The organism is Citrobacter sp. EC_71 (assembly GCF_019584005.1).
GTDB classification, from domain to species: Bacteria; Pseudomonadota; Gammaproteobacteria; order Enterobacterales; family Enterobacteriaceae; genus Citrobacter; species Citrobacter werkmanii.
In genome coordinates this window covers 49,621-65,744 of record NZ_VDAY01000004.1, presented here as the reverse complement: position 1 = coordinate 65,744, position 16,124 = coordinate 49,621, and the positions used below count along the sequence as shown (strand labels likewise).

11 protein-coding genes are annotated in these 16,124 nt (G+C 51.5%); 6 read left to right on the top strand and 5 right to left on the bottom strand.

Annotation, left to right across the window (positions count from 1 at the left end):
- Positions 1–167 precede the first annotated feature (167 nt).
- Together argS and mrdA are read left to right on the top strand one after the other, a co-directional pair.
- Complete coding sequence (argS, locus tag FHD02_RS05380) at positions 168–1,901, top strand: arginine--tRNA ligase (protein ID WP_079223710.1); 1,734 nt, start codon at positions 168–170, stop codon at positions 1,899–1,901.
- A 182-nt stretch (positions 1,902–2,083) separates the two neighbouring features.
- On the top strand, positions 2,084–4,021 hold the full coding sequence (gene mrdA, locus FHD02_RS05375; protein ID WP_220393666.1) for a penicillin-binding protein 2: 1,938 nt from the start codon (positions 2,084–2,086) through the stop codon (positions 4,019–4,021).
- On the opposite strand, the gene FHD02_RS05370 is transcribed toward mrdA, so the two are convergent.
- From FHD02_RS05370 to flhB, 5 genes are all read right to left on the bottom strand, one after another.
- A complete protein-coding gene (locus FHD02_RS05370; RefSeq protein WP_137370960.1) occupies positions 3,993–5,132 on the bottom strand; it encodes a glycoside hydrolase family 105 protein in 1,140 nt (379 codons plus the stop codon). The two genes, mrdA and FHD02_RS05370, sit on opposite strands and share 29 nt — an antisense overlap.
- Complete coding sequence (locus tag FHD02_RS05365; protein ID WP_220393665.1) at positions 5,133–6,719, bottom strand: MFS transporter; 1,587 nt, start codon at positions 6,717–6,719, stop codon at positions 5,133–5,135.
- 261 nt (positions 6,720–6,980) lie between these two features.
- Entirely contained in the window at positions 6,981–7,373 is a 393-nt protein-coding gene (flhe, locus tag FHD02_RS05360) for a flagellar protein FlhE (protein ID WP_042307783.1), read from the bottom strand.
- Complete coding sequence (flhA, locus tag FHD02_RS05355; RefSeq protein ID WP_137370958.1) at positions 7,373–9,451, bottom strand: flagellar biosynthesis protein FlhA; 2,079 nt, start codon at positions 9,449–9,451, stop codon at positions 7,373–7,375. Before flhA ends, flhe begins: the two co-directional genes overlap by 1 nt.
- Positions 9,444–10,595 (bottom strand): flagellar biosynthesis protein FlhB, encoded by a 1,152-nt coding sequence (gene flhB, locus FHD02_RS05350; protein ID WP_220393664.1) that lies wholly within the window; start codon positions 10,593–10,595, stop codon positions 9,444–9,446. Before flhB ends, flhA begins: the two co-directional genes overlap by 8 nt.
- 490 nt (positions 10,596–11,085) lie before the next feature.
- On the opposite strand from flhB, the gene FHD02_RS05345 reads away from it, so the two are divergent.
- The 4 genes from FHD02_RS05345 (at position 11,086) to FHD02_RS05330 (ending at position 16,110) form a co-directional block, all read left to right on the top strand.
- Positions 11,086–11,661: a fimbrial protein gene (locus FHD02_RS05345; protein ID WP_137370956.1), complete on the top strand. Its 576-nt coding sequence runs from the start codon at positions 11,086–11,088 to the stop codon at positions 11,659–11,661.
- 79 nt (positions 11,662–11,740) lie between these two features.
- Complete coding sequence (locus FHD02_RS05340; RefSeq protein WP_137370955.1) at positions 11,741–12,436, top strand: molecular chaperone; 696 nt, start codon at positions 11,741–11,743, stop codon at positions 12,434–12,436.
- Positions 12,436–14,964, top strand: a complete 2,529-nt coding sequence (locus FHD02_RS05335) for a fimbria/pilus outer membrane usher protein (RefSeq protein WP_220393663.1) — start codon at positions 12,436–12,438, stop codon at positions 14,962–14,964. Before FHD02_RS05340 ends, FHD02_RS05335 begins: the two co-directional genes overlap by 1 nt.
- 186 nt (positions 14,965–15,150) lie before the next feature.
- Complete coding sequence (locus FHD02_RS05330) at positions 15,151–16,110, top strand: fimbrial protein (protein ID WP_249935529.1); 960 nt, start codon at positions 15,151–15,153, stop codon at positions 16,108–16,110.
- The last annotated feature ends 14 nt before the right edge of the window (positions 16,111–16,124 follow it).

Below are 16,124 nucleotides of genomic sequence, written 5' to 3'. Positions count from 1 at the left end.
TTTCGAACGCAATATGCATAATTATACGTAATTGCGTTGCTTTCATTTCCGACAGCGCACAGTACTCGCGATGCTGACGACAACGGGCATTTGCAGTATACTCCCGCCCTAAATTCTTAAACTGGCGCGGTGAATTTTATCCCGCTTCATAAATGTAAGGTATTCCAGTGAATATTCAGGCTCTTCTCTCAGAAAAAGTCAGTCAGGCCATGATTGCTGCAGGCGCGCCTGCAGATTGCGAACCGCAGGTTCGTCAGTCAGCAAAAATACAGTTCGGTGACTATCAGGCCAACGGCATGATGGCTGTCGCTAAAAAACTGGGTATGGCGCCGCGACAACTGGCTGAGCAGGTGCTGACTCATCTGGATCTCAACGGGATTGCCAGCAAGGTTGAAATTGCTGGCCCGGGCTTTATCAATATTTTTCTCGATCCGGCATTTCTGGCGCAGCATGTTCAGCAGGCGCTGGCCTCCGATCGTCTGGGCGTAACTCAACCGGCTAAACAAACCGTTGTTGTTGACTACTCCGCGCCTAACGTAGCGAAAGAGATGCACGTGGGTCACCTGCGTTCCACCATCATCGGTGACGCAGCGGTGCGTACGCTGGAGTTCCTCGGCCACAATGTTATTCGTGCTAACCACGTTGGCGACTGGGGTACTCAGTTCGGTATGCTGATCGCATGGCTGGAAAAACAGCAGCAAGAAAACGCCGGAGAGATGGCGCTGGCTGACCTTGAAGGTTTCTACCGTGACGCGAAAAAGCATTACGACGAAGATGAAGCCTTCGCAGAACGCGCCCGTAGCTATGTTGTTAAACTGCAAGGCGGCGACGAATATTTCCGTGAGATGTGGCGCAAACTGGTCGACATTACCATGTCGCAGAACCAGTTAACTTACGATCGCCTGAACGTCACGCTGACCCGTGACGACGTCATGGGTGAAAGCCTGTACAACCCGATGCTGCCAGGTATCGTGGCCGATCTGAAAGCTAAGGGCCTGGCTGTTGAGAGCGAAGGCGCTACCGTCGTATTCCTTGATGAGTATAAGAACAAGGAAGGCGAACCGATGGGCGTTATCATTCAGAAGAAAGATGGCGGCTATCTCTACACCACCACCGACATCGCCTGCGCCAAATATCGTTACGAAACGCTGCATGCTGACCGCGTTCTCTATTACATCGATTCCCGTCAGCATCAGCACTTGATGCAGGCCTGGACCATCGTCCGTAAAGCCGGCTATGTGCCGGATTCCGTACCGCTGGAACACCACATGTTCGGTATGATGCTGGGTAAAGACGGTAAGCCGTTCAAAACCCGCGCGGGCGGTACGGTTAAACTGGCCGATCTGCTGGATGAAGCGCTGGAACGCGCGCGTCGTCTGGTGGCTGAGAAGAACCCGGATATGCCTGCCGATGAGCTGGAAAAGCTGGCGAATGCAGTCGGTATCGGCGCGGTGAAATATGCGGACTTGTCCAAAAACCGTACCACTGACTACATCTTCGACTGGGACAATATGCTGGCGTTCGAAGGCAACACCGCGCCGTACATGCAGTATGCCTACACCCGCGTACTGTCCGTGTTCCGTAAAGCGGATATCGACGAGAACGCGCTGGCAAATGCGCAGGTCATTATCCGTGAAGATCGCGAGGCCCAACTGGCCGCTCGTCTTCTGCAGTTTGAAGAAACGCTCACCGTCGTTGCCCGTGAAGGTACGCCGCACGTGATGTGTGCCTACCTGTACGACGTAGCGGGTCTGTTCTCCGGCTTCTACGAGCATTGCCCTATCCTCAGCGCTGAGAACGAAGAGATTCGTAACAGCCGTCTGAAGCTGGCGCAGTTGACGGCGAAAACCCTGAAGCTGGGTCTGGATACGCTGGGTATCGAAACCGTAGAACGCATGTAAGTTCGCAAGGATTGAGGCCTGAGTCTGTAACGCGGACTCAGGCCTTTTTTATTTCCGTAACAGGCTATCTGTAACAACTCACAAGGAATGACACATTTCCGTAGAGATATGGAACATATTTGGCCTGTCATCCCATTTGAGCCTCCGTATCATTAGGCGGCGAATTAATCGGGTACGGGTCAATGACATTCAGAGATTTTGAGGCGGAAGAAAAACTCTTCCAGCGGCGTGTAATAGTGGCCTTTGGCGTGGTGGTCATCTGTTTTGGCATCCTGATTTACAATCTCTACAACCTACAAATCCGTCAGCACCAGTATTACACCACCCGGTCGGATGCAAACGACATCAAAATGCTGCCAGTCGCCCCAACGCGAGGCATGATTTACGATCGCAACGGCATCCCGCTGGTGCGCAACGTAACCTGGTACGACATTTCCGTTACGCCTTATAAAATCAGCGATATGGATGCCCTAATCAGGCAGTTAACGCCGATCGTTGACCTCACCCCGGATGACATTGACCAGTTCCGCCATGAGCTAAAATCCAGCAGCCGTTATCGCCCGGTAGTGCTAAAAAATGCGCTGACCGATGTAGAAATCGCCCGTTTCTCGGTTAATCAGTTTCATTTCAGTGGCGTCAATATCAATAGCTATGAAGACCGCCAGTATCCCTATGGCGCCGCACTGGCGCATGTCCTTGGCTATGTTTCAAAAATCAACGACAACGATCTGAAAGCACTGGATAAAAAAGGTCTGGCAGAAAACTACGCCGCCGATCACAACATCGGCAAGCAGGGTATTGAGCACTATTACGAAAACGAACTGCATGGAAAAACCGGCTATCAGGAGGTGGAAGTCGATAACCACGGACGCATCGTCCGCTTGATCAAGGATGTGCCGCCCGTTGCCGGAAAAGATATCCATCTGACGCTGGATTTACATTTACAGCAATACATTGAGAGTCTTCTGGCGGGCCAGCGTGCGGCAGTACTGGTGGAAGATCCGCACGACGGTTCCGTGCTGGCGATGGTCTCAAACCCCAGCTATGACCCCAATCCGTTTGTCAAAGGCATCAGCTATCAGGACTATAACAAGCTGCTGCAGGATAAAGACCTGCCTTTAATCAACCGCGTCACACAGGGGCTGTATCCTCCCGCCTCCACGGTCAAACCTTACATGGCGATGTCTGCTTTACTGGACGGAGTCATCACTCCGCAGACCAGTTTTTTCGGTGCCCCCACCTGGACGCTCCCCGGCACCGAGCGGCATTATCGTGACTGGAAAAAAACCGGTCACGGTATGCTGGACGTCACCAAAGCGATTGAAGAATCCGCCGATACCTTCTTCTATCAGGTGGCGTATATGATGGGGATCGACCGGATTAACCGCATGCTCAGCCAGTTTGGTTACGGTAAACCGACCGGTATCGATCTTGATGAGGAGTATAACGGCCTGCTCCCGAGCCGCGAATGGAAGCAGAAAGTACATAAAAAAGCATGGTATCAAGGGGATACCATTTCTGTTGGTATCGGCCAGGGCTACTGGATTGCCACGCCAATCCAGATGGTAAAGGCTATGGTAGCACTGATTAACAACGGCAAAGTCATCGTCCCTCACCTGCTACTTGATGAAGAAAGCGGCAAAACCCACACACCGTACCAGGCTACTGAAGCACCGTCGCAAATCGCCTCTGCATCGTCACCCTACTGGGGGCTGGTGCGTCAGGCGATGTTCGGCATGGCAAATGAACCAAACGGCACCGGGTATAAGTTCTTTCACACCGCACCTTACGGCATTGCGGCGAAAAGTGGCACATCACAGGTCTTCAGCCTGAAAGAAAATCAGACCTACAATGCGAAAATGATTCCGGTCCGTTTGCGCGACCATGTGTTTTATACCGCGTTTGCGCCCTATAAGAACCCGAAAGTCGCCGTGGCGTTAATCCTCGAAAATGGCGGCAGCGACGGCGTAACCGCCGCGCCGGTCATGCGGCAAATCATGGATCATCTGTTTGCGCCGCAGGATAATGCCGCGCAAACAGAGGTGCCCCAACAAGCAGGTCCGTTAGCGGCGGCACCATCTGCCAACGAATTCAAAAATACTTACGCAAGTATTCGGTAAGGCACAGTATCGCCATTGCCTGTCCATATGGCATGGAGGTCCGCGGGATATTGCGGTAAAAATCGAGATTGTGCCCCATTCCGGTACCAAACGAGGTGTGCAACAATTCTCCTTCTGGTGAGATATGTTGCACAATGCCTCTGATGGCTTTTTCGGCCACCACAGCATACTCGTGGCCGACATAGCGTTTACGTACCGCTTTGAGGATCCCATACGCAAATCCGGCTGTGGCTGACGCTTCCAGATATGACTGCGGATCGTCCAGCAGCGTGTGCCACAATCCACTTTCATCCTGGCACTTAGCCAGCGCCGCGATTTGCGCGTGCAGAACCTGCACCAGATAGCGGCGAACGGCACTGTTTTCTGGTAAATCGAGCAGTTCGAGGAAGTCCGGGATCACGATAGTTAACCAGCTGTTGCCACGCGCCCAGCGGGCGTTGGCAAAATTATGCTGCCCTTCATAGCTCCAGCCGTGGAACCACAGCCCCGTTTCTTTATCCATCAGGTTCTGCACATGCAGCAGGAACTGATAGGTTGCCTCTTCAATATATTCTGGACGGTTGAGCAACTTGCCGATTTTCGCCAGTGGCAAAACCGTCATCATCAGCGTGTCATCCCACATTTGCTGATGATTCTCTTCCGCCAGCGTAATGTGCTGCATACCGCCGAATTTGGTACGCGGCATATCATGCATTGCCCACTCAGCCCAGCTGTCGAGCCAGGGCAGATACGCGGGGTTACGCGTCTCTTCATAGCGATATGCCAGAGTTAAAAACGGCGCCATAGTGTTAACGTTTTTGGTGGTAGCGCCTTCAGCAAAGCGTTCGGCAAACCAGTTGTCGATGATATCGCGCATCGTCTCATCGCCAGTTTGCTGATAATACTGATACATCCCGTACAGGCCGACACCGTGCGTCCACTCCCATCCCGCCCAGCCTTTGGTATCAATAACGCGTCCGTCGTCCAGACGCAGCAGGAATTCGCCCGTCTCGTCATGAATATTGACCAGGTTATGCGTCACCTTTTTGATCAACGTTTTTAATTCATCCCTGGCAATAAAATGGTCTGGTTGACGCAATAACGGGCTGTGTTTAACGGGGTAAACAATCATTTACTTCACCTCTGTCAATGTCGAATTCAATGCGGCACCCTTTTCCAGTTTCGGTGCAGCTGGCTTATTACGATTCAGGTAACCAATATTGTTGTTACCCCAAAGTGATTCATATGGCATGCCTGACAGCACCTCTACGGTCGCACGGCCTTTGGCAGAGAGTCCCTCCGGCACGGGGCGTCCCGACGCCCGCATTTTTGCGGTCTCTTCACGCAGGATACTGTGGGTTTGCAGGTTCAGTTTGAAGCGTAGGGAAACCAGGAAACCCAGCGCCAGAACAATTAGCGTACCGCAGCTCAGAATTAACAGAATGGTATGGCTGACCGCCGCGGGTTGTACGTTGTGACCGGAGACAAAACCGGACATCTGCATGACAATCCCTACCAGCATCACCGCTCCCGCCTGCGACGCCTTACGCGTTAACGTCATGATGCCAGCGAAAATTCCTTCCCGGCGCTGGCCGGTAATCACTTCATCAACATCGGCAATATAGGTATAGGTATTCCAGGGAACATAATTGATCCCGCCGCGTCCCAGGCCCGCAATGGCAGAGACCAGCAGCAACAGAGAATAAACATCGCTTAACCCGGCATAATAAAGCAGCGCATAAGAGAGAGAACTCGCGCCAAACAGGACAACGACCATCCGGTATGATGGCGCGGGTCCAAAGCGGATACACAATGGGATCATGGCGATAACGGCAATAAACTGGAAGATAGCCATCGTTCCCAGCAGGTTTGACGCCATCGAGGCTTCCTGCATCAGCACAAACACCACATAGTAAGTAAAGACGGCGTTAAAAACGTCCTGCGCTATATAGCCGCCGAGATACATTCCTAAATGCTGACGGAAGATACGGATGCGCAGTGTTGAACTCAGTTCAACGAACAGGCGGTTCATGCTTTGGCTAAAGGTCAGCTTTTTCTTCTCTTCTTCGGCTCGCAGCGCGGCTTCAGTCCACTCAGCACGTGGGCGCTCCCAGGTAAAGAACCAGACGAAAGTCAGCATCAGCGCGCACAGCACAGAGAACACCAGGCTGGCATAGAAAAAAGACACCGGGTTATCTTTGCCAAACAGCGTTAGCAGAACGCCGGGTAAGAACGAGGCCAGAATAGCTGACATTTGCGCCATCGAAATACGTGCGCCAGAAAACTTGGTTTTCTGTTTAAAGTCATCGGTCATTTCGGGCACCAGCGTTTCATAAGGCACCAGAATCATGGTGTAGACCACGTCAAAAATCAGATAGGTCAGCAGGTAATACCAGAACCCCATGTCACCCATCCACATCAGCGAGTAGCTAAAGACGCAGGGGATCCCCAACAGAATAAAAAACTTACGTCGCCCGAAGCGTTTACCGAGCCAGGTGGAGCCAAAGTTATCGGTTAAAAAACCCATTAACGGGCTAACCACGGCATCCAGCACCCTGGCGGTGGCAAAAATGAAGGTCGCCTCGATAGGCGTCAGACCACAAAACGTAGTGTAAAAATAGAGCAGCCAGGCGGCGGTTAATGCCGTGGTGCCTGCGCCTAAAAAATCCCCCGAACCGTAGGCAAAATAGTTAACCAATCCGATTTTACGTGTCTTCATTGCCGTTACCCCTGCACATTATTGGGAGGCCCCGCAATCCTCGCATTGATATTGGGCGTCCTTTCAGGGTCACAGTAAAAGCTAACAGCAAGTGAAACCTTTCTGTTTCTGCCAGGGATGTTCGCGAAATGGCAACAGCACAAAGAGTCCGGCAACGTATGTCACCAATTTTATAAAACGGCGTTTCTTTTTAATCAAATCAGCGGGCTAAAATTGCGAAGCAGCCAGCAGTTTCTGCTGCTGGCCTAATGAAGAGAGGCGTTAACGATAGTTTACAATCACCTGATTGCTCTGTACTTGTAAGGCGGGGATTAGACGACCGCCGCCAGGAACTTCCCAGACAAAATGCATAGGTTCAATGGCGGGAACATTATTGAACCCGTTGGTGGTGCCACTTTGCCCGTCCAGCTCGACACAACGAGACTGAGAGCATAAACGCACACGTAACCCTGCAGGAGTTGGGCCATTAAGCTCATAGCGCCACGCCACTAAGGTCATCAAACCCGAGACTGGTTGGCTCGGAACCAGAGGTGCAGACGACGCTGACTGACCACGGTGGTTTAAGGTGATCCCCATCCCGCTTGCCTGCCATGCCCCTTCTCCGGCTGCCTGCGCCACCAAAGGAAAAACCAACAACCACAGTAAGTTACGCATTATTTACCTCCAATGGTCGCCGTCATACGAATATGGCGGTTATCAGAAAGCTCCATGTTCGATAACACCACCAACTGCGGTATGCTGCGGCGTAAAAAGCGTGCCAGTAACGGACGCAACGCGTGATTAACCAGCAATACCGGCGGCGCGCCCAACATTTCCTGGCGGGAGAGCGCTTCCTGGGTTTGGGCCAGCAGCCGGTCTGCCAGACCAGGCTCCAGACCGCCGCCGCCCTGTAATGCTTGCAGCAGGAGACGTTCAAGCGGGGTATCCAGGCCAATAACCTGAACCTCTTCATTACCCGGGAACCATTGCTGGGTGATGGCGCGCCCCAGTGCAACACGGACTACCGCAGTAAGCTCATGCGGATCGTTTTGCAGCGGCGCATGCTCAGCCAGCGTTTCGAGAATGGTGCGCATATCGCGAATCGGTACTTTTTCGTCCAGTAAGTTCTGCAGTACTTTGTGCAGTGTGGTCAGCGTCACAACCCCAGGGACCAGATCTTCAGTTAGCTTTGGCATCTCCTGTGAGACGCGGTCCAGTAGCTGTTGCGCTTCCTGGCGCCCGAACAGCTCTGCGGCAAACTGACCAATCAGGTGATTCAGATGCGTAGCGACAACGGTACTGGCTTCAACCACCGTAAAGCCCTGAATCTGCGCCTGTTCCTTCAATGCGCTCTCAATCCAGATAGCGTCCAGACCGAAAGCCGGATCGACCGTTTTCTCACCCGGCAACGAACCTGCCGCTGTCCCTGGATTAATGGCCAGCCAACGTCCGGGATAAGCGTCCCCGCTGCCGATTTCCACCCCTTTCATCAGAATGCGATAGCGGGCGGGTTGCAGATCCATATTGTCGCGGATGTGGACCACCGGCGGCAGGAAGCCCATATCCTGGGCAAATTTCTTACGAATACTGCGAATTCGCCCCAGAAGCTCGCCATCCTGCTGAAAATCCACCATTGGGATCAGGCGGTAACCCACCTCCATTCCCAGTGAATCCTCCAGTTGAACATCGTTCCAGGTGGCTTCCACCACAGAGTTATTTTCCGGCATTTTCACCGGCTGAGGCTCAGCAGGCGCTTTAAGCTCGCGACCACGCATCCACCAGGCCAGGCCGAGTAATGCAGCGGTAAACATCAAAAATACCAGGTTTGGCATACCAGGTACCAGGCCCAGCAAACCCAGCACCGCTGCACTAAGCAGCATAACGCTTGGATTACTGAACAGTTGGGTCACCATCTGTTCGCCTACATCCTGGTCGGTACTCACGCGGGTCACAATAACACCCGCCGCTGTTGAGATGACCAGCGCGGGGATCTGCGCGACCAGGCCGTCACCGATAGTCAGCAGGGTATAACTTTCCGCTGCGCTTCCCATACTCATGCCATGCTGTAACACCCCGACCAACAGGCCGCCGACGACGTTGATCACCATGATCAAAATACCGGCGATGGCATCTCCGCGTACGAATTTACTCGCACCGTCCATAGAACCGTAGAAATCCGCTTCCTGCGTCACTTCCGAACGTCGTTTTTTGGCTTCATCTTCGCCAATCAGTCCGGCATTCAAGTCGGCATCAATCGCCATCTGCTTGCCGGGCATACCATCCAGCACGAAGCGCGCGCCAACTTCAGCAATACGACCTGCGCCTTTGGTGATAACCATAAAGTTAATGATGACGAGAATAACGAAGACCACGATACCGATGGCAAAGTTACCGCCCACCAGGAAGTGACCAAAGGCTTCAACCACCTTCCCCGCCGCCGCCGCACCGGTATGTCCTTCCATCAAAATGATACGCGTCGACGCGACGTTCAGGGCCAGGCGCAATAATGTGGTGAACAGCAAAATCGTCGGGAATGCAGCAAACTCCAGCGTGCGCTGTGTAAACATCGCGACCAGCAGCACCATGATCGACAGCGCAATGTTAAACGTGAACAGCAAATCGAGGACGAAAGCCGGCAGCGGCAGTACCATCATCGACAGGATCAGCAGAATGAGGATCGGCCCGGCAAGGATTTGCCATTGCGTGGATTTCATGTTGCCGGGCAGGCGCAGCATCGCGACCAGATTAGCCATCAGTATTCTTCTCGTTCATAAAATCCAGTGCGTCAGGCACCGGAAGGTTTTCAGGTTGTGGTGGCGGCTTGCCGCCTGCCAGACGCCAGCGTTTTAACTGCCATACCCATGCCAGCACTTCGGCAACGGCGGCATATAATTGACCCGGTATTTGCTGACCAATCTCTGCATGGCGATATAATGCACGCGCCAGCGGTGGTGCTTCTAACGTTGGAACACGATGCTCGGCGCCAATCTCACGAATACGCAGCGCCACCAGCCCCGCGCCTTTGGCAACAACTTTCGGCGCACTCATTTTGTTCTCGTCATACTGCAACGCCACCGAGTAGTGCGTTGGGTTGGTCACAATGACGTCCGCTTTCGGTACATCCGCCATCATGCGACGCTGTGCCGCCGCGCGCTGCATTTGGCGTATTTTGCCCTTAACGTGCGGGTCGCCTTCACTTTGCTTAAATTCGTCACGGATATCCTGACGCGACATGCGCAGCTTTTTCAGGTGGCTATAAATCTGGAAAAAAACGTCGAACCCGACCATGGGAATGACGCCCAGCACCACCAACAGCGCGCACATACCGACTAAATCCAGGGCGTTGCCCATCGCCGTAATCGGAGATTCCGCCATCAGCCGCATCATCGCTGGCCAGTTATGCCAAAGATAAAATCCGGCCACGCTTCCCACCAACGTGGACTTCAGTATCGCTTTGAGTAGTTCGGCACCGGTTTGCGCGGAAAACATGCGTTTAATGCCCGGCAGCGGATTCAGCTTAGAGAACTTGGGTTGCAGAGATTTACCACTGAAGATCAAGCCACCAAGCATCACGGGTGAGATCAATGCCACCAGAACGACGCCAGTAATCAACGGCAACAGCGCAATCATCGCGTCTTTAATCAGCAGGATGATTTGGCTGAGGATCAGATTTGGGTCATTGACCATACTGTGGTCAAACCGTAGCCCAGCCGACAGCATGCCAGCCAGTCTGCGGGCCAGCGACTCCCCGCCAATCCAGATAATGCACACTCCCACCAGCAAAATAAGCAGTGAAGTCAGCTCTTTGGATCGGGGGATCTGCCCTTCCTCCCGTGCTTTTTCAAGTCGGTGGGGTGTGGGGGCTTCTGTTTTGTCGTCGTCGCTTTCTTCTGCCACAGTACGTGCTCGCTACCCATTACGTCTTACTTATCATGCCAGCATGGCCCATAAGCAATGGCGAGAAAAAACCGCGCAATCATGCTCTTTTCGAGGTTTACCCGGCTGATACAGCCTCCGCAATACCGTCTCATCGTCGGCTAAAATCGCCATCGCAGCATAATATTTATTAATTTTTGAATTAAGAAACATTAAAACAAAGACGAACATGACTCCGTAACAAAACAAAATCGAATAAAAAAAAGGCAATTTCGTCTAAGTTTTAGAAAACAGAAAATATAAGAAACACTTAACATAATCACATTGTTTATTACTCCTGCCAGACTCAATATTAAAATAAAACCTATAACCCTGAATTATAACAAACTTAACCCCCCCTACTCCACAACGATTAAACCTCATGTATACTGGCGACCTAATAATATTACCATTGGGCTACATCCATATTTTTATGGAATAAAATATTAACATTTACAGGGGCAATCAAATCATGAAAATGAGGAAAGGCGTTGTATTTTTTGCTCTGTTCTCAGCATATTCATTTAATCTATTAGCCGCAGAAATGAATGCCGGGACGATTCATTTTACTGGAGAGATTATCGAACCAAGTTGTGTCATTGATGGCGATAATGGCAACGAAAGTACTATACCGCTGGGTACCTGGCCGACATCATTATTTACCACTGTGGGTACAGAAACAGATCTGGTCGATGTCGATATAAAACTGACTGACTGTCCGGTAACGACAGAAGGCCTGACTTCCGTGCAGTTAACCTTTAACGGCCCTACCGCATTAACTAAGTCCAAAACGCTGCTTGACGTCAGCCAGATCACGACCGCAGGAGAGACGGCCGCTACCGGAATCGGCATTGCTCTTAGCCCAGCTAACTTACCAACAACGTTGCTGGCATTTGATGGCTCCGAAGGGCAAGTTTATGTCCCGCTATCAACAGAGTCCACCGATACCATTCAGGCTCATCTTCAGGCTCGCTATAAATCGTTCGCAAAAGAAGTTACTGCTGGCCCAGCCGATGCGGACATGACAATTAATATTTTATATCGCTAATACTTCCTGTTTTTACGCCTGGAATAATCCAGGCACTCAATGCTGTTGACAATATTTAATACTATTACGGATCCATTTTATGCGTATCCTTATTATGGTGGCATTATTTCCACCTCTCTTTTACTCGCATTTTTGTCCGGCGAGTGGAATTCAGGTTGGCCGCACACGGATTATTTTTGATGCTAAGAAAAAGGAGGTCGCACTGGCGTTGACCAATACTGACACGCAACTGCCATGGTTAATTCAGTCGTGGACTGATACAGGGGATGAGAAAACGCGGGGACCTTTTATCGTTACTCCACCACTTTTTCGCCTCAACGCGCAAAGAGAGCAGAGTCTGCGTATCACCTGGAACGGAACGCCGATGCCAGAGAATAAAGAATCGCTATTTTATATGAACGTGCGCACTATTCCGGCCACCGTCAAAGAGGATGAAAGTAAAAATATTCTTCGGCTAATCTATAAAACCCGACTCAAACTGTTCTGGCGCCCTAAAAATATTACGGGCTCACCGGAACAAAGCTGTGAGAAATTACAGTTTGTGCGCTCAGGTAACCAGTTACAGGTAACGAATAATAACGCCTTCTATACGGTTTTCGATAGTTTGCACTTGGGAACAGTTTCACTCCCGAAAGCAGATATGGTGGCACCTTTCAGCACCGCCACTTTCCCATTACCCAAGCAGGATAACGGTAAGCAGGTCACATGGCATTGCATTACCGACTACGGAAATGCCTCACAACAATACTCAGCCCCGTTGAGCAAGGGGGGTTAATGTTGCGACGTTCAACGTTTCCTTCTTCGAAGCTATCGTTATTAATCCGCGGTCTTCTTAGCGTTGCATTTGTCGTTTCAGGCAACGCTCTCGCGCGAGAATACTCCTTTTCCTCTTCATCACTGGAGGGCAACGAACTCTCGCAGCAGAATATCGATTTGTCGCTTTTTTCTCGCGAAAATGCACAAATGCCCGGTACCTGGCCTTCACGACTACGGCTCAATAAGACATTGTTGGGTGAAGAACTGGTTACCTATATAAGTGCCGCAGATGGTGCGCTTCAGGCGCAGATCACGCCGGAAATGCTGCGCCACTGGGGCGTTAAAATTGAGAACAATCAGTCACTTGCAGATTCCCCAGCGAATGTTCCTCTGCCACATCCGTTGGGGTATTACATCCCACAAGCCTCATCATCGCTCGACTTTTCCACGATGACGCTCAATATCAGCATGCCGCAGGCCGCCATTGCGAATCCGGCCAGGGACGGTATTGACTCGTCACTGTGGGATGACGGCGTACCGGTTCTGTTCACGGATTACAGTTATTCAGGTTCACAGACCCGTGACGGTAACCATAATACCTCTGACAGCCAGTACCTCAATCTGCGTAGTGGTCTTAACCTGGGCGGGTGGCGGGTACGCAACTATTCCACCTGGAGCAAATCTGAAAGCATCAATGCCTGGGATGCCATTAATACCTATCTACAACATGATATTGATGTGCTACGCAGCCAGTTTACCGCGGGTGAAAACAGCACCCGTGGCGATGTCTTCGACAGTATTCAGTACACAGGTGTAAACCTGGCCTCTGATGATGAAATGTTACCTTATAGCCAGCGCGGCTACGCACCCATCATACGCGGGATCGCCAGTTCAAATGCAGAAGTCTCTATCCGGCAAAATGGCTATTTGATCTACCAGCAAAACGTTGCCCCAGGAGCTTTTGAGATTTCCGATCTCTACTCTACTACCAACAGCGGCGATCTGGAGGTCACCGTAAAAGAAGCCGACGGCACAGAACATCATTTTACCCAACCCTACTCCAGCACCGCCGTGATGTTACGACCCGGCGGGATAAAATACGAAGTTACCGCGGCCCGTTATCGGGCGGCCAGCGGCAGCAACGAGAAAGAGCCCGAATTCGCTCAGGCCAGTTTTATCTACGGTTTGAACAATGCCGCAACGCTGTTCGGCGGAGCCACTTCTTCTGGTGATTATCAGGCTGCGAACGCCGGTATCGGCATTGCACTGAGTAATTTGGGCGCACTCTCGGCTGATGTCACAGCCGCCAGAACTACGCTGGATAATGATCAAACAAGTTCCGGACAGTCGTATCGCCTGCTTTATTCAGGGAAGATAGAGCGTACCGACACCAATTTCACGCTCGCCAGCTATCGCTACTCAACGCAGGGCTATTACAGCTTTAGTGATGCCAATAAAAAATATAGTGGCAATGAAGATGACCTGATGTTCAGCTATAACAAACGTAATCGCATTCAGGCCAGCATCAGCCAAACATTGCTGGGTAGCAGCATCTACCTGAACGGTTATCAGCAGGACTACTGGGGAACTTCAGAGTCGGAACGCAGCCTGTCTGCCGGGATAAATACGACGATCAATAAGATTAGCTATCATCTGACTTATACCTACAGTAAAACCAGTGATGGGCCAGACGATCAAATGGTAGCCTTCGGGCTCAGCGTGCCACTCAGCCGCTGGCTGCCCAATGCCTGGTCGAACTACAACGTCAGCAGCAGCAAGCATGGATATACCCGCCATAACATCGGCCTGAACGGCACTCTACTTGACGATCAGCGCCTGAGCTACTCCCTACAACAAAGCCACAGCAACCACGATGGCGAGGATACCAGCAGTATTTACAGCAGCTACCGCTCGCAGTATGCCAATCTGAACGCTGGCTACTACACCTCGTCAGATAACTCGCAGCAGCTGAGTCTGGGTGCCAGCGGCGCGATAGTCGCCCATCCTCATGGCGTCACTCTCTCTCAACCGCTGGGCGATCAATTTGCTATTGTCTCTGCACAAGGAGCTAAAGGTATCCGGTTTCAGAATCAGCGCGGTGTCCGAACTGACTGGCAGGGCAATGCGGTGATTCCCTCTCTGACGCCGTATCAAAAAAACAGCATTCGTATTGATACCACAAGCCTGCCGGATGATGTTGACACCGATGCAACCGCTGCCACAGTCATTCCAAGCCGTAGCGCTGCGGTGGCGGCTAACTTTGTCGCCCACATAGGTTATCGGATGCTACTCCATCTCACCGATGCCAGGGGACAAGTGATTCCTTTTGGTGCGATGGTCTCCGTCGATAATGCCTCAATTCTCGGTATCGTTGATGATACCGGCACCGTCTACCTCGCAGGGGTTCCGACGACCTTTCCGATAACCATTCAGTGGGGGAAGGGTCGTGAACAGCAATGCCATGCCAGCGTGGTTCTCTCTGAGACCGAACACGTTGAGAATCTTGCAGGCATTTTCTCAACCCAAGCCATTTGCAAACAGGAATAACATATGCGCCACACTTTTGCGGTCGTATTGACCTCTGCTCTATTTATATTACCTGGTTCAGTCCAGGCGGCGATCGCACTGTTAACGAATTGCTTTGGAGCACCTGTTGACTATTCAGTGTCATATGAACATGAACTCAGCAGCACGGAAAATATCACAAATTATTCATACTTAACGCGGAGCTACATGCCAGGCACCGGGCCGGAGCTCGAAGCCAGTTGCACATGTCCCGCCAACACCACGTCAGCATCAGCGATTAATGAATACAATTTCGCCGGAAGCCCGCTGACGGCAGGCGTCAGTGGATACGGAGTCTTAACAGAGAATCTGGATATCAAGGTTTCGGGATTTAATGACGCTATCGACAATCCCGATGGCGATGGCTTAAGTGAAATCAGAATCACCGAGTACCCCACCCCAATGGCCAATATGCCCGGAGAAAAAGCATTGCAAAAACAGACTGAAGGTAATGCTGACGTTTGTAACGATGAAACGCGACCGACCGGAGGCGCAACGATAAAACGAAAGTTCAAGCCGAGCGTAATACGTTTTTATTTATACATAAAAAAACCGATTTTGGGTGAAGAGATCATCAACCCAACGTTGGTCGTGCAAAGCTATGCCTGTTTATATACAGGCAGCGGTTCTTGCCAGAACACCGATGCACAGCTGGTGTCCAATATCTGGCTTAGCGGCAAACTCACGGCCCCGCTCAGTTGTACGATTAACGCTGGTAGCACCATTGAGGTTGAGATGGGGAGTATTATCAGTAGCCAGTTTGTTAGCCAGGGTCAACCGCCAAGAGGCTATACGCTGAAAGATGTCGATATCGCCTACCATTGTGACGGCCCTGCCATCGGCAACAGCGACAAGATTAAGCTGACGTTGACCGCCGATCAGGGCGTGGTAGAGGGTAGCCAGTCCTACATCGCAAAACTGATTGGCAGAAACGATCTCGGTATCAGAATGTTTGATGCAAATAATCAGAACGTAATACTGGATGGTTCTGTGGACTTTCCGGTCACCCTGGATGAAAAGGGAAATGGCATAATTAACATGACGGCTGCGCCGGTCTCTACCACCGCCAGCCGCCCGGAACCAGGAAGCTTTGAAGGCAACATGACCGTTAAAATGGATTTACGCTGAAAACTTTTCCCCTC

Coding starts and splice junctions, on each gene's coding strand:
- mrdA (WP_220393666.1), top strand. CDS start 2,084: ATGACATTCAGAGATTTTGAGGCGGAAGAAAAACTCTTCCAGCGGCGT.
- FHD02_RS05370 (WP_137370960.1), bottom strand. CDS start 5,132: ATGATTGTTTACCCCGTTAAACACAGCCCGTTATTGCGTCAACCAGAC.
- FHD02_RS05365 (WP_220393665.1), bottom strand. CDS start 6,719: ATGAAGACACGTAAAATCGGATTGGTTAACTATTTTGCCTACGGTTCG.
- flhe (WP_042307783.1), bottom strand. CDS start 7,373: ATGCGTAACTTACTGTGGTTGTTGGTTTTTCCTTTGGTGGCGCAGGCA.
- flhA (WP_137370958.1), bottom strand. CDS start 9,451: ATGGCTAATCTGGTCGCGATGCTGCGCCTGCCCGGCAACATGAAATCC.
- FHD02_RS05345 (WP_137370956.1), top strand. CDS start 11,086: ATGAAAATGAGGAAAGGCGTTGTATTTTTTGCTCTGTTCTCAGCATAT.
- FHD02_RS05340 (WP_137370955.1), top strand. CDS start 11,741: ATGCGTATCCTTATTATGGTGGCATTATTTCCACCTCTCTTTTACTCG.
- FHD02_RS05335 (WP_220393663.1), top strand. CDS start 12,436: ATGTTGCGACGTTCAACGTTTCCTTCTTCGAAGCTATCGTTATTAATC.
- FHD02_RS05330 (WP_249935529.1), top strand. CDS start 15,151: ATGCCAGGCACCGGGCCGGAGCTCGAAGCCAGTTGCACATGTCCCGCC.